Annotated in this window: 15 protein-coding genes and 2 pseudogenes; 12 read left to right on the plus strand and 5 right to left on the minus strand. The window is 73.8% G+C overall.

Features of this window, described 5'->3' with window-relative positions; all coding sequences use genetic code 11:
- Window positions 1–129 precede the first annotated feature (129 nt).
- Both ACF073_RS06125 and ACF073_RS06130 read left to right on the plus strand, forming a co-directional pair.
- A complete protein-coding gene (locus ACF073_RS06125; protein ID WP_392067158.1) occupies window positions 130–681 on the plus strand; it encodes an FHA domain-containing protein in 552 nt (183 codons plus the stop codon).
- A gap of 107 nt (window positions 682–788) precedes the next feature.
- A complete protein-coding gene (locus tag ACF073_RS06130; protein ID WP_392067159.1) occupies window positions 789–1202 on the plus strand; it encodes an SSI family serine proteinase inhibitor in 414 nt (137 codons plus the stop codon).
- A gap of 217 nt (window positions 1203–1419) precedes the next feature.
- On the opposite strand, the gene ACF073_RS06135 is transcribed toward ACF073_RS06130, so the two are convergent.
- Window positions 1420–2670 (minus strand): M14 family zinc carboxypeptidase, encoded by a 1251-nt coding sequence (locus ACF073_RS06135; RefSeq protein WP_392067160.1) that lies wholly within the window; start codon window positions 2668–2670, stop codon window positions 1420–1422.
- 138 nt (window positions 2671–2808) lie between these two features.
- Window positions 2809–3044, minus strand: a pseudogene (locus ACF073_RS06140) (dihydrolipoyl dehydrogenase); the annotation flags it as partial.
- A gap of 8 nt (window positions 3045–3052) precedes the next feature.
- Here ACF073_RS06140 and ACF073_RS06145 point away from each other — a divergent pair.
- Window positions 3053–3274, plus strand: coding sequence for a hypothetical protein (locus ACF073_RS06145; RefSeq protein WP_392067161.1), 222 nt, complete (start codon window positions 3053–3055; stop codon window positions 3272–3274).
- Between the two features lie 60 nt (window positions 3275–3334).
- Here ACF073_RS06145 and treY read toward each other — a convergent pair whose 3' ends face one another.
- Window positions 3335–5719 carry a malto-oligosyltrehalose synthase gene (gene treY, locus ACF073_RS06150; protein ID WP_392067162.1) on the minus strand — a complete coding sequence of 795 codons (2385 nt, stop codon included), beginning with the start codon at window positions 5717–5719 and terminating at the stop codon, window positions 3335–3337.
- An 80-nt stretch (window positions 5720–5799) separates the two neighbouring features.
- Between treY and ACF073_RS06155 the strand changes: the two genes are divergently transcribed.
- The gene (locus ACF073_RS06155; RefSeq protein WP_392067163.1) at window positions 5800–7086 is read left to right on the plus strand and encodes an MFS transporter; all 1287 of its coding nucleotides are present in this window, start codon (window positions 5800–5802) and stop codon (window positions 7084–7086) included.
- Between the two features lie 30 nt (window positions 7087–7116).
- Here ACF073_RS06155 and glgX read toward each other — a convergent pair whose 3' ends face one another.
- Window positions 7117–9231, minus strand: a complete 2115-nt coding sequence (gene glgX / locus ACF073_RS06160) for a glycogen debranching protein GlgX (protein ID WP_392067164.1) — start codon at window positions 9229–9231, stop codon at window positions 7117–7119.
- Window positions 9232–9430: 199 nt separating this feature from the next.
- Here glgX and ACF073_RS06165 point away from each other — a divergent pair, with 199 nt between their 5' ends.
- The 4 genes from ACF073_RS06165 (at window position 9431) to ACF073_RS06180 (ending at window position 13823) form a co-directional block, all read left to right on the plus strand.
- Entirely contained in the window at window positions 9431–10243 is an 813-nt protein-coding gene (locus ACF073_RS06165; RefSeq protein ID WP_392067165.1) for a Tat pathway signal sequence domain protein, read from the plus strand.
- Window positions 10244–10296: 53 nt separating this feature from the next.
- On the plus strand, window positions 10297–11640 hold the full coding sequence (locus ACF073_RS06170) for a copper amine oxidase (RefSeq protein ID WP_392067166.1): 1344 nt from the start codon (window positions 10297–10299) through the stop codon (window positions 11638–11640).
- 116 nt (window positions 11641–11756) lie between these two features.
- Window positions 11757–12995: an SAV2148 family HEPN domain-containing protein gene (locus ACF073_RS06175; RefSeq protein WP_392067167.1), complete on the plus strand. Its 1239-nt coding sequence runs from the start codon at window positions 11757–11759 to the stop codon at window positions 12993–12995.
- A 102-nt stretch (window positions 12996–13097) separates the two neighbouring features.
- The gene (locus ACF073_RS06180) at window positions 13098–13823 is read left to right on the plus strand and encodes a 3'-5' exonuclease (RefSeq protein ID WP_392067168.1); all 726 of its coding nucleotides are present in this window, start codon (window positions 13098–13100) and stop codon (window positions 13821–13823) included.
- A 183-nt stretch (window positions 13824–14006) separates the two neighbouring features.
- Here ACF073_RS06180 and ACF073_RS06185 read toward each other — a convergent pair whose 3' ends face one another.
- Window positions 14007–14870, minus strand: a complete 864-nt coding sequence (locus tag ACF073_RS06185) for a phosphotransferase enzyme family protein (RefSeq protein WP_392067169.1) — start codon at window positions 14868–14870, stop codon at window positions 14007–14009.
- A 181-nt stretch (window positions 14871–15051) separates the two neighbouring features.
- Here ACF073_RS06185 and ACF073_RS06190 point away from each other — a divergent pair, with 181 nt between their 5' ends.
- The 4 genes and pseudogenes from ACF073_RS06190 to ACF073_RS06205 all read left to right on the plus strand — a co-directional run.
- Window positions 15052–15984, plus strand: coding sequence for a carbohydrate ABC transporter permease (locus tag ACF073_RS06190; protein WP_392067170.1), 933 nt, complete (start codon window positions 15052–15054; stop codon window positions 15982–15984).
- Window positions 15981–16814, plus strand: a complete 834-nt coding sequence (locus ACF073_RS06195; protein ID WP_392067171.1) for a carbohydrate ABC transporter permease — start codon at window positions 15981–15983, stop codon at window positions 16812–16814. Before ACF073_RS06190 ends, ACF073_RS06195 begins: the two co-directional genes overlap by 4 nt.
- Window positions 16814–18085: an ABC transporter substrate-binding protein gene (locus ACF073_RS06200; RefSeq protein ID WP_392067172.1), complete on the plus strand. Its 1272-nt coding sequence runs from the start codon at window positions 16814–16816 to the stop codon at window positions 18083–18085. Before ACF073_RS06195 ends, ACF073_RS06200 begins: the two co-directional genes overlap by 1 nt.
- 25 nt (window positions 18086–18110) lie before the next feature.
- Window positions 18111–18354 (plus strand): annotated as a pseudogene (locus ACF073_RS06205) (macrolide-inactivating glycosyltransferase); the annotation flags it as partial.
- Between the last annotated feature and the right edge of the window lie 84 nt (window positions 18355–18438).

Below are 18438 nucleotides of genomic sequence, written 5' to 3' on the forward strand. Positions count from 1 at the left end.
GCCGCCCCGGCCGATCAATCCGCTTTCGAATCGGCTCTTTGCCGGCCGGGTGTCGCGGAAGTACCCGCACCCGGGAACCGATTCCGTGCTTTCTGGACACCCGGGGTCCACTGCCCGACAATCACAGACGTGACGTCGTCCTTCGAGTTCTCCACCTATCCCGCGCGCCTGTCCGACGCGGAGCGCGACAAGGCGCTTGAGGTGCTCCGTGACGGCGTCGCCATGGGCCGGCTCTCGCACGACACGTTCGTGCGCCGCATGGAGCTGGCGCTCGCCGCGCGCCGCTCCGACGAACTCGCCGCGCTCGTCGCCGACCTGCCCAAGGAGAACCGCTTCTCCCGCGCGGTCCTCGGCGGCGTCGAGGCGGTCTCCGGGTTCACCGTACGGCTGCGCCGGGCCTGGCAGGCCGAGCGACTGCCCAAGCTGCTGCTGCCGCACCCCGACCGCGCCCACCCGCTGCGCATCGGCCGCGACCCGGCGAACGGGCTGCGCCTGAACCACGAGACCGTCTCCCGGGTGCACGCCGAACTCAGCCGCCAGGGCGGCGTGTGGGTCCTCCGGGACGTGGGCTCGACCAACGGGACCACCGTCAACGGGCGCCGGGTGATCGGCTCGGTCGTCGTCCGCGAGGGCGACCAGGTGGCCTTCGGCCGCGTGGCGTTCCGGCTCGCGACGGGCTGAGACCCCTGGCCGGTCCTGTTCGAACGGACGACCGGCCACGCGCGCGTGCTGTCCCGAACGGGTGAGCCGCACTGCGGAGGAAGGCATTCCGTGCCGATGCAACGGGCATGACGTACATCACCAGAGCGGCAGCGGCGGCAGGCGCCCTGCTGACCGCCGTCGGTCTCCTCACCGCCGGCCCCGCCCAGGCGACCTCCGGCGCCGCGATCCCGGGCAACTGGCTCTATCTGACGATCGACAGGGGCGACGCCAGGTCCAGCGACGGGAGCGGCACGCTGCTGCTGTGCAACCCGCCCGCCGGGCACCGGCACGCGACCGAGGCGTGCTCCGAGCTGACCTCCGCCGGCGGCGACATCGGCCGCATCCCGGCCGAGAAGGTCTTCTGCACGATGATCTACGCCCCGGTGACCGTCCACGCGCGCGGGCGGTGGAACGGCCGGTCGGTCGACTTCAAGGAGACGTACACCAGCGCCTGCGTCATGAAGGCGCGCACGGGACACGTCTTCGCCGTGGACGGCTGACCGGCGGCCTGTGACGGGCCGGGGGCTCGTGACGGGCCGAGGGCCCATGACGGGCCGGGGGCTCGTGACGGGCTGGGGCCCATGACGGGCCGAGGACCCATGACGGGCGGCGGGGGCCGGCGACGGCTCGCGCCGTCCGCTCGCGCGCCCGCGCCGCTCGCGCGCCCGCGCCGCTCGCGCGCCCGCGCCGCCCGCTCACACCTCCCTCTCACGCCCCTCACGCCGCCCGCTCGCGCGCCTGGTGCGCCGCCACCAGCACGGTCCGGGACTGATGCTCCACCTGGTTCTCCAACGGCACCCAGCGGGCCCGGAACCGCTCGGCGAAGGCGTCGCACCAGGCGGCGACGAGCTGCTCAAGGCCGGGCGCCGCCCGGTCGTCCGCCTCCCGCAGCACCCGCAGCAGCATGGCCGCGGCCCGCAGCGGCAGCCGCCGGCCGAAGGCGTCCACACTGCCGACGTACGCCATCGTCGTGCCCGCCGGGGACGTGTGGACCCAGTCCTCGGCCAGGCCGGGAATCAGCTCGAGCGCCCACCGCGCGGCCCGCAGCAGCGGCCCGTCCGCGCCTTCGAGACGGGGGAGCGCCTCGGCGAGGACCCCCTCCACCTGGCGCGCGTCCCGCAGCAGGCGCGCGGCCAGGCGCCGCATGGCCGCCGCCGGCGCCGGGTGCGGAGCCGGGTCGTCCACCAGATCGCTGGCCCACATCGGCACCTCCACCACGGCCGTCAGACCGCCGTACCGGTGCGCGTGGTACCAGGTGCTGTGCCGGGCGTCGTCCGGCATGCTCGGGTAGGCCACGCCCGTCTCCGGTCCCGGCATCACATGCACCCCGGGGCCCGAGGCCGGCCAGCCCGCCGCGTCCGAGGCCCCCGTCTCCACCGGGATGTGCAGCTCGGCGGCGGACTTGGCGAACGGCTCGGCGAGGCCCGGCACGTCCTTGGTCAGCTGCACCCAGCTGCCGCCCAGATCGGTGCCGTGCAGGGTCACCTGGAGGTAGGGGCGGACCTCGTCGATCACCGCGGTCAGCGCCCGGGTCTCGGGCGGCAGCCGGTCAGGCGGCAGCACCGACGGCGACCACTCCGGCTGCTCCGCGCCCGTCGGCCGGTAGAAGCCGAGGTGGTAGTCGAGCAGGCTGCGCGGCGCCGGTGTGACATGCAGACTCGCGCCGTCCGGGTCCGCGCACAGCAGGAAGTGCCAGGAGGTGCCCGTCCGCAACTCCCGTTCGGCCAGTACACGTTCGGCGAGCACCCGCAGGGTGGAACCGCCCGTCGGCTCATTGGCGTGGGCGCCGGCGACGACCAGCACCGCACGGCGGGCGTGTCCCACCGACAGCAGGTGCAGGGGTCTTCCCGCGCGCGAGACGCCGACCTGGCGCAGTCTGCACAGCCCGGGTTCCTGAGCGGCCAACGCCCGCGCGGAGGCGACCAGTTCGAGAACGCTGGGATAGCGCAGCTCCGGCAGAGGACTCACCCCCCGACTTGTCCGCCCGGCTTCGCCCTCCCAGTCCCGCACGGGACGGGGGAACTGTCAAGCGGGCGGCGGGGGAGGCTCCCGGGGGCGCTCGGACGCGGGCGCCCGCTGGTGCGCGGCCCGCTGCGCGTCAGGGGTTCACTGCTGGTGCAGTCCGCGTCCCGCGAGGGTCAGGAACACCTCGCCGACCGCTTCCGACAGCGTGGGGTGCGCGTGCACATGACGGGCCACGTCCGCGGGCTCGGCGTCCCAGCCGACGATCAGCTGGCCCTCGGCGATCATCTCCGACACCTTCGGGCCGGCCAGGTGGACGCCGAGCACCTGCCCGCCGCGGCGTTGGCCGCGACCTTCACCAGGCCGCCCCGGCCGTGCACCGTCGCGGGTGTGCACCGCGCCCGCCCGCAGCGTGCGCGGAGCCGTCGGCGAGGACTGTGTGGTCCCCGCGCCCGACCCGCCCTGGAAGCGCTCTCTGGCGGTCTACGCGCGCGTGCGGCCCACCGGGGCCGCACGGGCCTTCGTGGACCTCCTGCGCGCCACCTGGCCCGTCCTGAGGGCCCCAGGGCCGTACGAGGAGTGCGCGCGGCCGGCCGCGCCGGCCCGCTGAGCCGCCCGCCGGGGGCCCGGGGCCCGCCGGGCCGCCCCGCTCCCTCGGCCCGCGGCCCGCTCACCCCTCTGCCCCTTCCCCCTCCCCGACCCGCTCCAGCAGCGCCACCGGCGACCGGTCGAAGAGGTCGCTCACGCGCGCGTGGCCGGTGAACTCCCGTTCCGGCGCGAGCACGTCGGCCCACCGGCCGGGCGGCAGCGGCAGCCGCGTCTCCCGCCAGCCGCCCGCGTCGGCGAGCCGCAGCGACAGCCGGGTCACCGCCGTCACCACCGCGCCGGAGCGCGCGAACGCCAGGCAGTGCCCGGCCGCCTCGCCCTCGGCGTGCAGCGGCTCGTACGAGGCGTCCGGGCCGAAGACGTCCGGCCGGCGGGCGCGCAGCCGCAGCGCCGCCGCCGTCAGCGCGTCCTTCTCGCCGGGCGCCGCCGGCGGGAACGTCACCGGCAGCCGGTTGTCCGGATCCACCAGCGCCCGGTACTCGCCCTCCGTGCCCTGGTACAGGTCCGGCACCCCGGGCATCGTCAGATGGACGAGCGCGGTGCCGAGGACATTGGCCCGTACGTGCGGGTCAAGCGCCTTGCGGAGCGCGGCCACCCGCTCACCGGGCGCCCCGCACGGCCCGGAGCCGACGAAGGCCGCCACCGCCTCCTCGTACGGCGCCTCCGGCTCGGTCCAGCTGGTGTACATGCCGGCCTCGCGCACATGCTTCAGCAGCGCCTGCCGGACCCGCTCCTCCTCGGCCGGGCCAAGACCGAACACCGTCTGCCAGGCGGCCCAGGCCAGCTGCCCGTCCGGCACGCCCTCCCCGGCCCGGGTCACCTCGGACACCAAGGCGGCCCAGCGGTCCGGGCATTCGGTGAGCACGGCCACCGCGGCCCGCACGTCCGCGCTGCGCTTGGTGTCATGGGTGGAGACGACCGTGCCGGTGAGGGGCCAGTCGCGCTGCACGCGCGCGCAGTACGCGTGGAAGTCCTCCGGGGACACGCCCGGGCTGCCCGGATCGCCGCCCACCTCGGTGGCCGGCAGCAGCGGCACATAGCGGTAGAACGCCGTGTCCTCCACCGACTTGGCGCGCAGTGCCGACGCCGTCTGCGCGAACCGGGTGCGGAACTCCACCCGGTCGGCGTGATCCGGCGCCGAGGCGTCGCCGGGCGGCTCGACCAGCAGCCGGCGCACGATGCCGACGGCCTCGGCCTCCTCCGGCACCACGAAGGCCAGCCTGGCCTCCTCGGCGGCCTCCTCGGTGATCACGGTGGCGGCGTCACCGGAGGCGTACGGCCGGTAGACGCGCATCCTCACCAGCAGCTCCTCCACGGCCGTGCGCAGCGCCCAGGGAGCGCGGTCGCGCAGCGCGAGGTCGGGCGAGGTGGCGCACAGCCGGGCCGCCACCCGGGTGAGCCGGTCGGTCTCGGCGGCCAGTTCATGGGTGAGCACCTTGTACGCGGCCCGCCGGACCGTGGCCTCCCAGTTGCCGCCCCGGTCCGTCTGCGGCGCCGCGAACGCCCGGTACCGGCCCAGCAGTTCGTAGGCCCCGGTGCGGTCCGTGAACAGGCCGTCGACGTGCCGCAGCGCGTCGTAGCCCGTGGTGCCGGCGACGGGCCAGGAGGCGGGCAGCGTCTCGCCGTCGGCCAGGATCTTCTCCACGACCGTCCAGCGCCCGCCGGTCGCCTCGTCGAGCCGGGCGAGATAGCCGTCGGGGTCGGCGAGCCCGTCGGGGTGGTCGATCCGGAGCCCGTCGAGCACACCGTCCGCCAGCAGTCGCAGGATCGTGCCGTGGGTGGCGTCGAACACCCCGGGGTCCTCGACCCGCACCGCGATCAGCTCCGAGATGCTGAAGAACCGCCGGTAGTTGAGCTCGGTGCGGGCCAGCCGCCACCACACCGGCCGGTACCACTGGGCGTCCAGCAGCTCGGGCAGCGGCAGCCGCGCGGTGCCGGCGCGGAGCGGGAAGGCGTGGTCGTGGTAGCGCAGCACGTCGCCGTCGACCACCAGGTGCGCGAGTTCCGCGCCGACCGGGCCGCCCAGCACCGGCAGCAGCAGCCTGCCGCCCTGCGCCTCCCAGTCGATGTCGAACCAGCGCGCGTACGGCGATGCGGGGCCCTCGCGCAGCACGTCCCACAGGGCGGGGTTGTGCTGCGGCGCGAGCGCCATGTGGTTGGGCACGATGTCCGCCACCAGGCCCAGTCCGTGCTCCCGCGCGGTGTGCGCGAGCGCGCGCAGCCCCTCCTCGCCGCCCAGCTCCGCGCGCACGCGCGTGTGGTCGACGACGTCGTAGCCGTGCGGGGAGCCCGGGACGGCCTCAAGGACCGGGGACAGGTGCAGGTGGGAGACGCCCAGCGACGCCAGGTAGGGGACGGCCGCGGCGGCGGCGGCGAACGGGAACGCGGGCTGGAGCTGCAGCCGGTAGGTGGCCGTGGGCACCGCCGGTCCGGATCGCGCAGAAGTCATGGGAACCTACGTACCCCGCTCACCGTCTTTCGTGTCATCCACCTCTGCCCGGATCACGCACGCGTGTCTAGGTTCGAGCGATGGGGACGATCGGGGCGCCGGAACGGCGCCGCACCCGGGACACCTACCGCCAGGTGATCGGCCTGACCGGGCCGCTGCTGCCGTGCGTGTCCTTCCTGGGGCGGCTGCCGACGGCCACCGTCCAGTTCGGCAGCGTGCTGCTCGTCGCCCGCACGAGCGGTTCGCTCGGCGCGGCCGGCCTGACCGGTGGCGCGCTCGCCCTCGGCCAGGTGGCCTGCGGGCCGCTGGTGGGGCGGCTCGCGGACCGGCGCGGCCAGCGGACGGTGGTGCTCGCGTTCTCGCTCGCCAACGCCCTCGCCGTGGCCGCGCTCGTCACCGGCGCCCTCGCCGGGCTGCCCGCCCCCGTGCTGGCCCTCCTGGGGGCCGTCGCGGGTGCCACCGTGCCGCTCGTCGGCCCGCTGGCCCGCACCCGCCTGGTCGCCCTCGCCCGCCGCGCGGGCGCCCCCGAGGCGACGGTCGGCGCCGCGCTCTCCTTCGAGAGCACCCTGGACGAACTGTCGTTCGTCCTCGGCCCGGCGCTCGTCGGACTGGCCGCGGTGTTCGCCCATCCGGCCTACGCCATGGGCGGCGCCGCGGTGCTCGTGGCGGTCTGCGGCAGCGGCTTCGCGCTGCACCCGTCGGCGCGCGCGGTCGCCCCCGCGCGCGGGGAGCGCGGCCGGAGCCGGCCGCGTCCCCCGCGCGCCCCGATGCCCCGTTGTGTGCCCGCCCTGCTCACCGCCCTCGCGCTCCAGGGCGCGATGTTCGGCGCCTGCCAGGCCGGGATCACGGCGCTCACCGACCGGCTCGGACAGGAGGACCAGGCCGGGCTCGTCTACGCCGCCATGGGTGTGATGAGCGCCGCCGCGGGGTTCGCCATGGCCGCCGTACCGGACCGGGTCGGTGCCAGGACCCGCTGGCGGCTCGCGACGGGCGCCGCCTTCGCGCTCTCCCTGCCGCTGCTCGGCACGACCGGCCTGCCCCGCCTGTACGCCGTCGTCACCGTCCTGGGCGTGGCCTACGCCCCGCACCTGATCACCGTCTTCGGCCTCCTGGAGCGTGCCGTCGCGCCGTCCCGGCTGGCCGAGTCCATGGCGATCGCGACCAGCGCCCTCGTCGGCGGCCAGGCCCTGGCCGTCGCCGTCACCGGACGCCTCGCCGAGTCGCACGGGCCCACGGCGGCCTTCGCGACGGCGTGCACGGCGGCGGCCCTCGCCTTCGCGCTCGCCCTGACGATCCGTCCGACGACCTACGCGCAGGGCCCCGAGGACGCGCCCCACGCGCGCGTGCGGGACGCCCAGCCCCACTGACGGCCGCTCTCGGCGGGCGGCCGCCGCGGCTCAGCGCTCCGGCCGCCGCAGCACCGTCAGACTGCGGTCCGGCAGGCGGACACGGTCGCCGGCGGCCACCTTCACACCTGTCCCCGGCGGCAGCCCGTCCGGGCGGGCCGTGTCGACCACCACCTCCCACTGCCGGCCGTGGCCGGCCGGCACCAGGAAGTCCAGCGGCCCGGGGGAGGCGTTGAACATCAGCAGGAAGGAGTCGTCACGGATGCGCTCCCCGCGCGGGCCGGGCTCGGAGATGGCGTTGCCGTTCAGGAACACGGTCAGCGCGGACGCCCGCGACGAGTTCCAGTCCCTCTGGGTCATCTCGGCGCCCTCGGGGGTGAACCAGGCGATGTCCGACAGCTCGCCATGGGTGCCCTCCACCGGACGGCCGTGGAAGAAGCGGCGCCGGCGCAGCACGGGATGGTCGCGGCGCAGCCACACCATCGCGCGCGTGAACTCCAGCAGATCGCTCTCCGAGGGCTCCGGCCAGCGCAGCCACGCCACCTCGTTGTCCTGGCAGTAGGCGTTGTTGTTGCCGCGCTGGGTGCGCGCGAACTCGTCCCCGTGGCTGATCATCGGCACGCCCTGGGACAGCATCAGCGTGGCGATGAGGTTCCGCATCTGCCGGGCGCGCAGCCGCAGTACCTCCGGGTCGTCGGTCTCGCCCTCCGCCCCGCAGTTCCAGGACCGGTTGTGGCTCTCGCCGTCCCGGTCGTCCTCGCCGTTGGCCTTGTTGTGCTTCTCGTTGTACGACACCAGGTCGTGCAGGGTGAAACCGTCGTGGCAGGTGACGAAGTTGACGGAGGCCAGCGGCCGGCGGCCGTCGTCCTGGTAGAGGTCGGAGGAGCCGGTCAGCCGGGAGGCGAACTCGGCGAGCGCGCGCGGCTCGCCGCGCCACAGGTCCCGGACCGTGTCCCGGTACTTGCCGTTCCACTCGGTCCACAACGGCGGGAAGTTGCCCACCTGGTAGCCGCCCTCGCCCACGTCCCACGGCTCGGCGATCAGCTTCACCTGCGAGACCACCGGATCCTGCTGCACCAGGTCGAAGAACGACGACAGCCGGTCCACCTCGTGGAACTGCCGCGCCAGAGTGGCCGCGAGGTCGAACCGGAAGCCGTCGACCCGCATCTCGGTGGCCCAGTACCGCAACGAGTCCATGATCAGCTGCAGCACGTGCGGGGAGCGCATGAGCAGCGAGTTCCCGGTGCCCGTGGTGTCCGTGTAGTAGCGGGGATCGTCCGCGAGCCGGTAGTACGACGGGTTGTCGATGCCCTTGAAGGACAGCGTCGGGCCCAGATGGTTGCCCTCGGCGGTGTGGTTGTAGACCACGTCCAGGATCACCTCGATCCCGGCCTCGTGCAGCGCCCGGACCGCCGACTTGAACTCCAGCACCTGCTGGCCGCGGTCGCCCCAGGAGGCGTACGCGTTGTGCGGGGCGAAGAAGCCGATGGTGTTGTAGCCCCAGTAGTTGCTCAGGCCCATGTCGGCCAGCCGGTGGTCGTTCACGAACTGGTGCACCGGCATCAGTTCGAGCGCGGTCACCCCCAGCTTCGTCAGGTGCTCGATGACCGCCGGGTGCGCGAGCGCCGCGTAGGTGCCGCGCAGCTCCTCGGGGAGGCCGGGGTGACGCATGGTCAGGCCCTTGACGTGGGCCTCGTAGATCACGGTGTGGTGGTACTCGGTGCGCGGCGGGCGGTCGTCGCCCCAGTCGAAGTACGGGTTGATCACCACCGAGGTCATGGTGTGCGGCGCCGAGTCGAGGTCGTTGCGCCGGTCCGGCGCGTCGAAGTGGTAGCCGTAGACCTCCTCGCCCCACCGGACCGCACCGCTGACCGCCTTCGCGTACGGGTCGAGCAGCAGCTTGGCCGAGTTGCAGCGCAGCCCGCGCCCGGGGTCGTACGGGCCGTGCACGCGGAAGCCGTAGCGCTGTCCCGGCATCACGCCCGGCAGGTACGCGTGCCGCACGAACGCGTCGCTCTCCCGCAGTTCCACCGCCGTCTCCGAGCCGTCGTCGTGCAGCAGACACAGCTCTACTCGGTCCGCGGCCTCCGTGAAGACCGCGAAGTTGGTTCCGGCGCCGTCGTAGGTGGCGCCGAGCGGATACGCCTCTCCAGGCCAGACCTGCATGGATACGACTCTCCCAGGTGTGCCGTCCGCCTGGGGCCGCCTTGGGCCCCGAGTCTTGTCCGAAAGTGAGGCAACCTCCCGCGGTGCGAACCGCCTCTTACCCATCGACCAGTGCGCGCGGCGGTTCTGGTACCCGCCGCGCGCCGAAGCAGCGGGGCAGAAACGTACTCCCGGGGACCAGGGGGAGCAGGGGGAAGATGTGCGCGAGACAGTCCACCGCCATCTGGGCAAAGTACTGACCGGTGCGGCGCTGGCGGCGGCGGGGACCGCCGCCATGGTCGCGGTCACTCTGCCGGGCACGGCGGGCGCGGACGAATCGGGCGGGGCCGACGGCGGTACACGGGCCGCGCGGCAGACCGGGCAGGGCCCGGACGCCGTACCGCCCGGTGTCGTCGAGGAGGCGCCGGCCGAGGGGCGGCGGGGCACGGGCAGCGATCCGCTGACCGACGACGAGACGCGGCGGGTCGAGAAGATCGCAGCGGCCGGACACCTGTCGGCCGCGGCCGAGAACGTGGACGGCGGGCGCGGGCCGCAGCGGCTGAGCGTCGACCTCGCCGAGCCCGAGTCCGGCGAGGCGGACGACCCGAACGCGCCGCGCCGGGCCGACGTGACCTTCTACGACTACAAGAACGACACGCTCGTCACCAAGACCGTCAACCTGAACACCGGGAAGGTCGAGCAGACCGGCAGTCAGCGCGGTGTGCAGCCGCCGCCGAGCCGCGCCGAGAACGCCGAGGCGGCCCGGATCCTGATCGCCGCCCCGCTGGGCGCGGGCCTGAAGGCGGACTACAAGGACGCCACCGGCAGGGAACTCACCTCGTCGGACCAGCTGGAGCTGAGCGGCGGCATCTACCACGCCGCGCCGGGCGCCCAGCCCGCGGTGCTCGACGACTGCGGAGTGCACCGGTGCGTGCGGCTGTTCTCCAAGGTCAAGAACGGCCCGTGGATCGACACCAGGGACCTGGTCATCGACCTGAGCGCCCGCAAGGCCGCCGCCCTCGACCGCAGCTGACGGGCAGCCGCCCGCCCTTCCCACCCGAACCTCCGGCAAGGAGTCACCTCTTCATGCCCGAAAAGCACCTCTTCGGCGGCGTCCGGCCGCGAGCCGCCGGCCGCGCCGCCCGCAGGACCGCCGCCGTCGGCGCGTCCCTGGCCGCCCTGGCCGCCGGCGCGACGATGAGCGCCGGCCCGGCCGCGGCCCGCCCGCATACCGCCCCCGCCGCGGTCCCCGGCTGCAGCGCCGCCTACACGATCGAACAGAAGCTCTCCACCGGCACCACCTGGCGGATGTGCTGGCGCTACGACAGCAAGGCCGGCCTCGTCCTGGACGACATCGCGTACCAGCCCAAGGGCGAGGCCAAGCCGATCAAGGTGCTCAACAGCGCCAGACTCGGCCAGATCCACGTCCCGTACGACGACGGCAAGCACGAGTACTACGACCTGACGGGCCAGGGCTTCGCCCAGTCACTGCAGGAACTGGCGCCCGCCGAGTGCCCCGGCGGCACCATCAAGACCATCCGCGTCCCGGACGGCGACCCGAGCCACCCGAACGTCAAGGGCCTGTGCACGACCACCCGTTCCCGCGGCCACGCCTACCGGATGCACGACTTCCAGACCAACAAGATCCACCAGGAGCAGGGCAAGGACCTCCTGATCTACACGGTCAACCAGGTCGGCTGGTACGAGTACATCACCGAGTGGCGGTTCCAGGACGACGGCACGATCGGCATGAACGTCGGCGCGACCGGCAGCCTCTCCTGGGAGGACTACAACGCCCAGGACGGCCGCGGCTGGCCCATCGGCAAGGGTGCCAAGGACTACTCCACCAGCCACAGCCACAACGTCTTCTGGCGCCTCGACTTCGGCCTCGACGGGTCGTCGAAGACCAAGGTCGAGCAGTACGACTCGACCGTCAGCCCTCCCACCGGCCGCCAGGAGGGCCCGACCGCCAAGACCACCCGCACCAAGATGACCAAGGAGTTCGCCGGCGACTACAAGACCTACCGCTGGTGGCGGGTGGTCAGCGCGACCGGCAAGAACAAGGACGGCCACGCCCGTTCGTACGAGCTGGTCCCCGGGCCCACCACCAAGTACCCGGGCCGCAGCTTCACCAAGCACGACCTGTACGTGACCGAGTACGACAAGTGCGAGCTGTTCGCCAGCGACAACCCCGCCTGCGCGAGCGGTCATCCGAAGTCCGTCGACAAGTGGGCAGCGGGCCAGACCCTCACCCACCCCGTGGTCTGGATGAACGTCGGCTTCCACCACATCGCCCGGGACGAGGACCAGCAGCCCATGCCCGTGCACTGGCAGGGCTTCTCCATCGCCCCGCGTGACGTCACGGCTATGAATCCGCTCACTCCCAAGGATCTGGCATGGCAGAACGGTCACTGGGAATGGCGTAGTTGACGGGAGCACCCGGGAAACCGACCTGTCCATCCGGCTGCACCGCCGACCGCTCGCGGAGTACCCTTCCTTGATCGTTGAGACGGGAACGGCGCGGGGGAGCGGAAGGCGGTGCGCGGGTGGGCTCGGGAGGGCTGGAGCTGCCTCCTGGTGACGAGGGTCACGAGGGGAACTCCACTGACGTCCCGCCCGGCGCGGTGTCCCTGGCCCGGCCGATGGACGCGGGTTCCATCGGACCGGAGCTGGAGTGGGACGCCGGCGCCTGGCGCGAGGTGCACACCCGCGCCCAGCGGGCCGGCCGGGCCTACATCTGGCTGAACCTGGTCGAACAGCGGCTGCGCGCGGTCGTGGCCGCCGTGCTGCGGCCCGTCTACGAGCCCGTCCACGGCGACGAATGGGTGGTCGCCGCGGCGGGACCGGCCGGCCAGGAGTGGGTGCAGCGGGCCGTCGCCGTCCGCGAGGTCAGCCGCCGCAAGGGCTACCTGCTCGACCCGGCCGACGACAACGTGCTCAGCTTCCTCACCCTGCCCCAGCTGCGCGAGCTGGTGGTGCAGCACTGGCCGTGCTTCGAGCCGTACTTCGACGAGCGCCGGGACCTCGAACTCGCACTGGACGAGCTGGAGGTGACCCGCAACGTCGTCTCCCGCAACCGGGCCCTGTCCGAGGCGGTGCTCGGCCAGGCCGAGCGGGCCTCCGCCCGGCTGCTGGAGATGCTCGGCGCCGGCGGCGACGTGCCCTCGGCGCGCAGGCTGCCCGTCGACGCCGTCGAGGACCTGGTCGGCGACCGGTACGCCGACGTGGTCGCCGTCCACTCCGACCGGGTGCGGCTGCTGCGCCAGTTCCCGGCCGAGGACATCTTCGGCGGCGCCCGCCGGCTCGACGCCATCGGCATCGGCCTCAACCTGCTGGTGCAGAACTTCTCCGGGCGGCGCCTGGTCCGGCTCGCCGAGTCCGGCTGCCGGGTGCGGCTGCTCTTCCTCAACCCGGCCTCCAGCTCGGTCAAGCGCCGTGAGCGGGAGCTGGGGATGAAGCGGGGCGAACTGAGCCGCTCGGTCGAGATGAACATCCTGCACATGCGCCGGGTGCGGTCCCGGCTGCGCGACCCCGGCGCCTTCGAGATCCAGGTGTACGACGAGACGCCCCGCTTCACCGCCTACCTGGTCGACGGCGACGGCGCCGACGGCGTCGCCGTGGTGCAGTCCTATCTGCGCGGGGCGCGGGGGATGGAGTCGCCGGTCCTGGTGCTGCGCAATGGCAGCAAGGTGGTCAAGTCGGACAAGGTGGAAGAAGCCGGGCTCTTCCCGATATACCGCGAGGAATTCGATCTGTCTTGGGCGGACTCGCGGCCGGTGTCCTGATGCGGGCGCGGCGGTGAGCGGAACGCGGTCCTCGCGTTGTCAGTGCCGCGTGCGATGGTGGAAGCCACTGGGGGAAAGCACCACCAAGAAGGGGGGCCGCCCATGGGCTGGCACCAGGAGCTGCTGATCGGCTTCGACCTGGAGACCACCGGGACCGATCCGCGCGAGGCACGCATCGTCACGGGTGCCGTGATCGAGGTCAAGGCCGGCGAGCCCATGGGGCGCCGGGAATGGCTGGCCGATCCGGGCGTGGAGATCCCGGCCGACGCGGTCGCGGTGCACGGCATCAGCAACGAACGCGCGGCGGCCGAGGGCCGCCCGGCCGACCAGGTGGCCGACGCCATCGCGGACGTCCTGGTGTCCTACTGGACGGCGGGCGTCCCGGTCGTCGCCTACAACGCGGCCTTCGACCTCAGCCTGCTCACCGCCGAACTGCACCGCCACGGCCTGCCGTCCCTGGCCGACCGGCTGGGCGGCGCCCGGCCCGCGCCGGTCATCGACCCGTACACCATCGACCGCTGGGTCGACCGCTACCGCCGCGGCAAGCGCAACCTCGAGGCGGTCTGCGGCGAGTACGGCATCGTCCTCGACGCGGCCCACGACGCCACCGCCGACGCCCTCGCCGCGGCCCGGCTGGCCGCCGCGATAGCCGACCGCCACCCGAAGATAGCGTCCCTCGGCCCGGCGGAACTGCACCGCCGGCAGATCGAGTGGTACGCACGGTGGGCGGCGGACTTCCAGAGCTTCCTGCGCCGCAAGGGGGAGGCGGACGCGGTGGTCGACGGCACCTGGCCGCTGCGGGAGTTCACCCCGAGCCGGCCCGCGTAGCCGGCGCCGCCGCCGGGCCGGACCGGGTCCGCCGGCCGGTCGGGACGCGCGACCGGTGCGGAGCCGCGGGCCGGTTCGGATCCGCTGGGCTTCCGGATCCGCCGCGCCGGTGCGGACCCACCGGGCGGTCCGGATCCGCGACCGGTGCGGCGCCGCGGCGCCCGGCCGGACGCGCCGGCCGGTTCAGAACGGATACCAGCGGACCGTCTCGTCGCCGTCCCGCAGTGACGCCACCCGGCGCTCGAACTCCGCCAGCGCCTTCGGGTTGGACGGTGCGTGCTGGGCCACCCAGGCGCAACTGGCGGTCTCCCGCGCCCCGCGCAGCACCGCACAGCCGGCCCACTCCCGCACGTCCCAGCCGTACGCCTCGGTGAAGGAGTCGTACGCCTGCGCGGGCATGCCGTACCGGTCGCGGGAGAGGGCCATGACCACCAGGTCGTGCTCGCGCAGATCGGCGGCGAAGGTCTCCAGGTCGACCAGGACCGGCCCGTCCGGCCCGACGTGCACATTGCGGGGCAGCGCGTCGCCGTGGATCGGTCCCGGCGTCAGGTGCGGCGTCAGCACGGCCGCCTCGGCCGCGAAACCGTCGCGGCGCGCGCGGAGATAGGCCGCGTCCGCAGGGGCGATCGCCTCGCCCGCGAGCCTCAGCCAGCGCTCCACACCGCCCAGCAGCTCGCGGGGCGGCAGGGTGAAGGACGGAGAGGGCAGGGCGTGCACGACGCGCAGCAGTCCGGCCAGGTCCCGCGGCTCGGCGGGCCGCACGGGATCCGGCAGCCGGTGCCATACCGTCACCGGGTGGCCGTCCACCAGCAGCGGCTCGGGGCCGGCCGCCCGCACCGCCGGCACGCCGGCCTCGGCCAGCCATCCGGCGACGGCCAGCTCGCGCTCGGCCCGGGCCAGCAGCTCGGCGTCCCGGCCCACCTTGACCACCAGGTCGCCGGCGGCGAACACGGCGTTCTCGCCGAGGGCCAGGAGCCGCGCGCCGCGGCCCCGGTCGGGCAGCACGTCCGCCGCGGCCAGTACGTCCCGGGCGCGCGCCTCGTCCATCGTCGTTCCTCCGTGCCGTCGTCCCGTGCCGTTCGCGGGGCCGCCGCGGGTGCGGGCCGCGGGCCGTGTCCGGTCAGTCTCGCATTCGCACAGGTGGGCCGACGTGCGCGGTCCCTTGACGCGGCACCGGGCCTTCACGACCATGAACACGCCAACCAGAGCAGGCAAAGGGGCCGATTCCATGACATCAGCGGCCGAAGCGCGGACAGCGGTGACGGGAGCGCGGCGGCCCGCAGGCCGCCGGATGGCCGATCACGGCGCCTGGTTCCTGGTCCTGCCCGCCCTCGTCCCGATCCTCGTGCTCAGTGTCGGCCCCCTGCTCTACGGCATCCTGCTGGCCTTCACCGACGCCCAGTCGGGGCGCACGGCCGCCACCCGGTGGATCGGCGCCCTCAACTTCCGGGACCTGCTGCACGACACACTGTTCTGGGAGTCGTTCCGGATCGGACTGGTCTGGGCGGTCGGGGTGACCGTGCCGCAGTTCCTGCTGGCGCTCGGCCTTGCCCTGCTGCTCAACGCGGACCTGCGCCTGCGCGGCCTGGCCCGGGCCCTCGCGATCGTGCCCTGGGCGATGCCCGAGGTCGTCGTCGGCATCATGTGGCGGCTCGTCTACAACCCGGACGCGGGCGTCCTCAACGAGACCCTGCGCGACCTGGGACTCGGCACCGGCCGGGACTGGCTGAGCGGCCTGGCCACCGCGCTGCCCGCGGTCATCGCGGTCGGCGTCTGGGCGGGCCTGCCGCAGACCACGGTGGCCCTGCTCGCCGGGCTGCAGAACGTCCCGCGCGAACTCCACGAGGCGGCGGCCGTCGACGGCGCGGGCGCCTGGCGCCGCTTCCGCGCGGTCACCTGGCCCGCGCTCAGACCGGTTGCCCTGGCCATCACCTCGCTCAACCTCATCTGGAACCTCAACTCCTTCGCCCTGGTCTATGTGCTCACGAACGGCGGACCCGGCGGCAAGACCCGGCTGCCGATGCTGTTCGCCTACGAGGAGGCCTTCCGGTACGGCCAGTTCGGCTACGCGGCGGCGATGGGCTGCGTGCTCGTCGCGGCGGTCTCGATCCTGCTCGCCGTGTTCCTGGCCGGCCGGCTGCGGGGCGGTGACACCGCATGAGGACCCGCCGCGCGGCACGCGCCGGACAGTACGCCGCCCTGCTCGGCTATCTGCTCTTCCTGGCCTTCCCGTTCCTCTGGCTGCTGTCCACCGCGCTGAAGACCCCGCGTGAGCTGGGCAGCCTGCACCCGGCCTGGATCCCGCACCACCCCACCCTGGCCAACGTACGGCAGGCGTTCGCCGAGCAGCCGCTGGCGCACGCGGCCCTCAACTCCCTGCTGGTGGCGCTCGGCACCGCCGTCGCCGCCGTGCTGGTGGCCACCCCGATGGCCTATGTCATGGCCCGGCACCGCGGCCGGCTGGCCCGGGCCGCCACGGGGTGGGTGGTGGTGAGCCAGGCGTTCCCCTTCGTACTGGTGATCATCCCGCTGTTCCTGGTGCTGAAGAACCTGCGGCTGATCGACTCCCTGATCGGACTGGTGCTGGTGTACGTGGTGTGGGCGCTGCCGTTCGCGCTGTGGATGCTCGTGGGCCATGTCCGGGCGGTGCCCGCGGAACTGGAGGAGGCGGCGGCCGTCGACGGGGCCGGGCGCCTGAGGACCCTCGTGTCGGTGACGGCGCCGCTGCTCGCGCCCGGCATCGCGGCGACGGCCCTGTTCGCGTTCGTCACCGCGTGGAACGAGTTCTTCTTCGCGCTGGTGCTGCTCAAGAGCCCGGACAGACAGACCCTTCCGGTCGTCCTCACCCACTTCATCGGCGCCGAGGGCGTGGCCGACCTCGGTCCGCTCGCCGCGGCCGCGTTCCTCGCCACCCTGCCCTCCGTCGCCGTCTTCGCGCTGGTCCAGCGGCGGATCACGGGCGGGCTGCTCGCCGGGGCGGTGAAGAGCTGATGCGGAACCTCGCCAAGGCGCTCGTGCTCCTGCTGCTTCTGGCCGGCTGCTCGTCGCCGGGACACCGCGGCGGCCCGGTCACGCTGCGCTTCCAGTCGCTGGCCTGGCAGCAGGAGTCCGTCACCGTCAACAAGGAACTCGTGCAGGAATGGAACGCGGCGCATCCGGACGTCAAGGTCGAGTACATCCAAGGCAGTTGGGACAGTGTGCACGACCAGCTGCTCACCTCCTTCGAGGGCGGCGAGGCCCCGGACGTCATCCATGACGCCTCCGACGACCTGGCCGACTTCGCCCTCGGCGGCTACCTCGCCGACCTGACCGGCCTGCTGCCCGCCCGGCTCGGCTCCGACATCCCGCGTGCCGGCTGGGAGACGGCCACCTTCGGGCGGGGGGTCTACGGCGTGCCGTTCCTCCAGGAGCCCCGGGTGCTGATCGCGAACGCCGACCTGCTGCGCGCGGCGAAGGTACGCATACCGACGCCGCGGCACCCGTGGACCTGGCCGGAGTTCCGGCAGGTCGCCAAGCGGCTCAGCGGGCCCGGCAGATACGGCGTGGCCTGGCCGCTGAAGGAGCCCGTCTCGGCCACGCTCAACCTGTCCCTCGCGACGGGCGGCCGGCTCTTCCACCGGGGCGCGGACGGCAAGGTCACCGTCCGCTTCACCGAGGGCGACGCGGTCGTGCCCCGTACCGTCCACGACCAGGTCGCCCTCGACCGCAGCGCCCCCGCGTCGACGCTCGGCAGCGGCGGCTCGGACACCCTGCCCGGCTTCTTCGGCGGCCGGTACGCGATGGTCCCGCTGGGCTTCTCCTACCGTCAGCAGATCGCGCAGCAGGCCCCGGAGGGCTTCCACTGGGAGGTGCTGCCGGCCCCGGCGGGCGCGGAGGGGCTTGCCCAGGGCGTCAGCCCGCAGACGCTGTCCGTCTCCGCCGACTGCCCGCACAAGAAGGAGGCGGTCGCCTTCATCGACTTCCTGCTGCGGCCGAGGAACATGGTCCGCCTCGCCCTCGGCGACTGGATGCTGCCCACCGGCACCGAGGCGCTGAAGGACCCGGCCCTGCACACCGCGGAGAACGGCTGGGCGACCGGCACCGCCCTCGCGGCCGGGCTCCGGCCGGCGCCCGCGCAGTCCGTGCGCGGCTATGCGGAGTGGAAGGACAAGGTGGCCACCCCGGCCTACCAGGAGTACTACAGCGGCGCGATCGGCCTCGCCGAACTGCGTGGCCGGCTGGAGCGGGACGGCAATCGGGTGCTGGCCCGCTACCAGCGCTGACGTATCGCGGACGACCGATAATCCATTGAACGAGACGCGACGTCTCGTCTGGTCTCGGAGTCGTGACCCGTCCTGCTCGTATCGCCATGTTCTCCATCGCCGCCCACGGGCACGTGAGCCCCAGCCTGGAGGTGATCCGCGAACTCGTCGCCCGGGGCCACCGGGTCAGCTACACCGCCCCACCCGCGCTCGCCCGGCACCTGCCCGCCGAGGAGGCCACCGCCGAGCGGCTCCGCGAGGCCGCGCTCGCCCTGCTGGACGACCCGGACGTCGGCCGCCGGCTGGGGAGGTGCGGGCGGGGAGGGAGGGCCCTGGAGGGCGGCACCCGGCGTGCGGCCGACCTCATCGAGGCC

The organism is Streptomyces sp. NPDC015171 (assembly GCF_043079545.1).
GTDB lineage: Bacteria > Actinomycetota > Actinomycetes > Streptomycetales > Streptomycetaceae > Streptomyces.

Coding starts and splice junctions, on each gene's coding strand:
- treY (WP_392067162.1), bottom strand. CDS start 5,719: ATGACTTCTGCGCGATCCGGACCGGCGGTGCCCACGGCCACCTACCGG.
- ACF073_RS06185 (WP_392067169.1), bottom strand. CDS start 14,870: ATGGACGAGGCGCGCGCCCGGGACGTACTGGCCGCGGCGGACGTGCTG.
- ACF073_RS06200 (WP_392067172.1), top strand. CDS start 16,814: ATGCGGAACCTCGCCAAGGCGCTCGTGCTCCTGCTGCTTCTGGCCGGC.
- ACF073_RS06170 (WP_392067166.1), top strand. CDS start 10,297: ATGCCCGAAAAGCACCTCTTCGGCGGCGTCCGGCCGCGAGCCGCCGGC.
- ACF073_RS06180 (WP_392067168.1), top strand. CDS start 13,098: ATGGGCTGGCACCAGGAGCTGCTGATCGGCTTCGACCTGGAGACCACC.
- ACF073_RS06155 (WP_392067163.1), top strand. CDS start 5,800: ATGGGGACGATCGGGGCGCCGGAACGGCGCCGCACCCGGGACACCTAC.
- ACF073_RS06190 (WP_392067170.1), top strand. CDS start 15,052: ATGACATCAGCGGCCGAAGCGCGGACAGCGGTGACGGGAGCGCGGCGG.
- glgX (WP_392067164.1), bottom strand. CDS start 9,231: ATGCAGGTCTGGCCTGGAGAGGCGTATCCGCTCGGCGCCACCTACGAC.
- ACF073_RS06195 (WP_392067171.1), top strand. CDS start 15,981: ATGAGGACCCGCCGCGCGGCACGCGCCGGACAGTACGCCGCCCTGCTC.
- ACF073_RS06130 (WP_392067159.1), top strand. CDS start 789: ATGACGTACATCACCAGAGCGGCAGCGGCGGCAGGCGCCCTGCTGACC.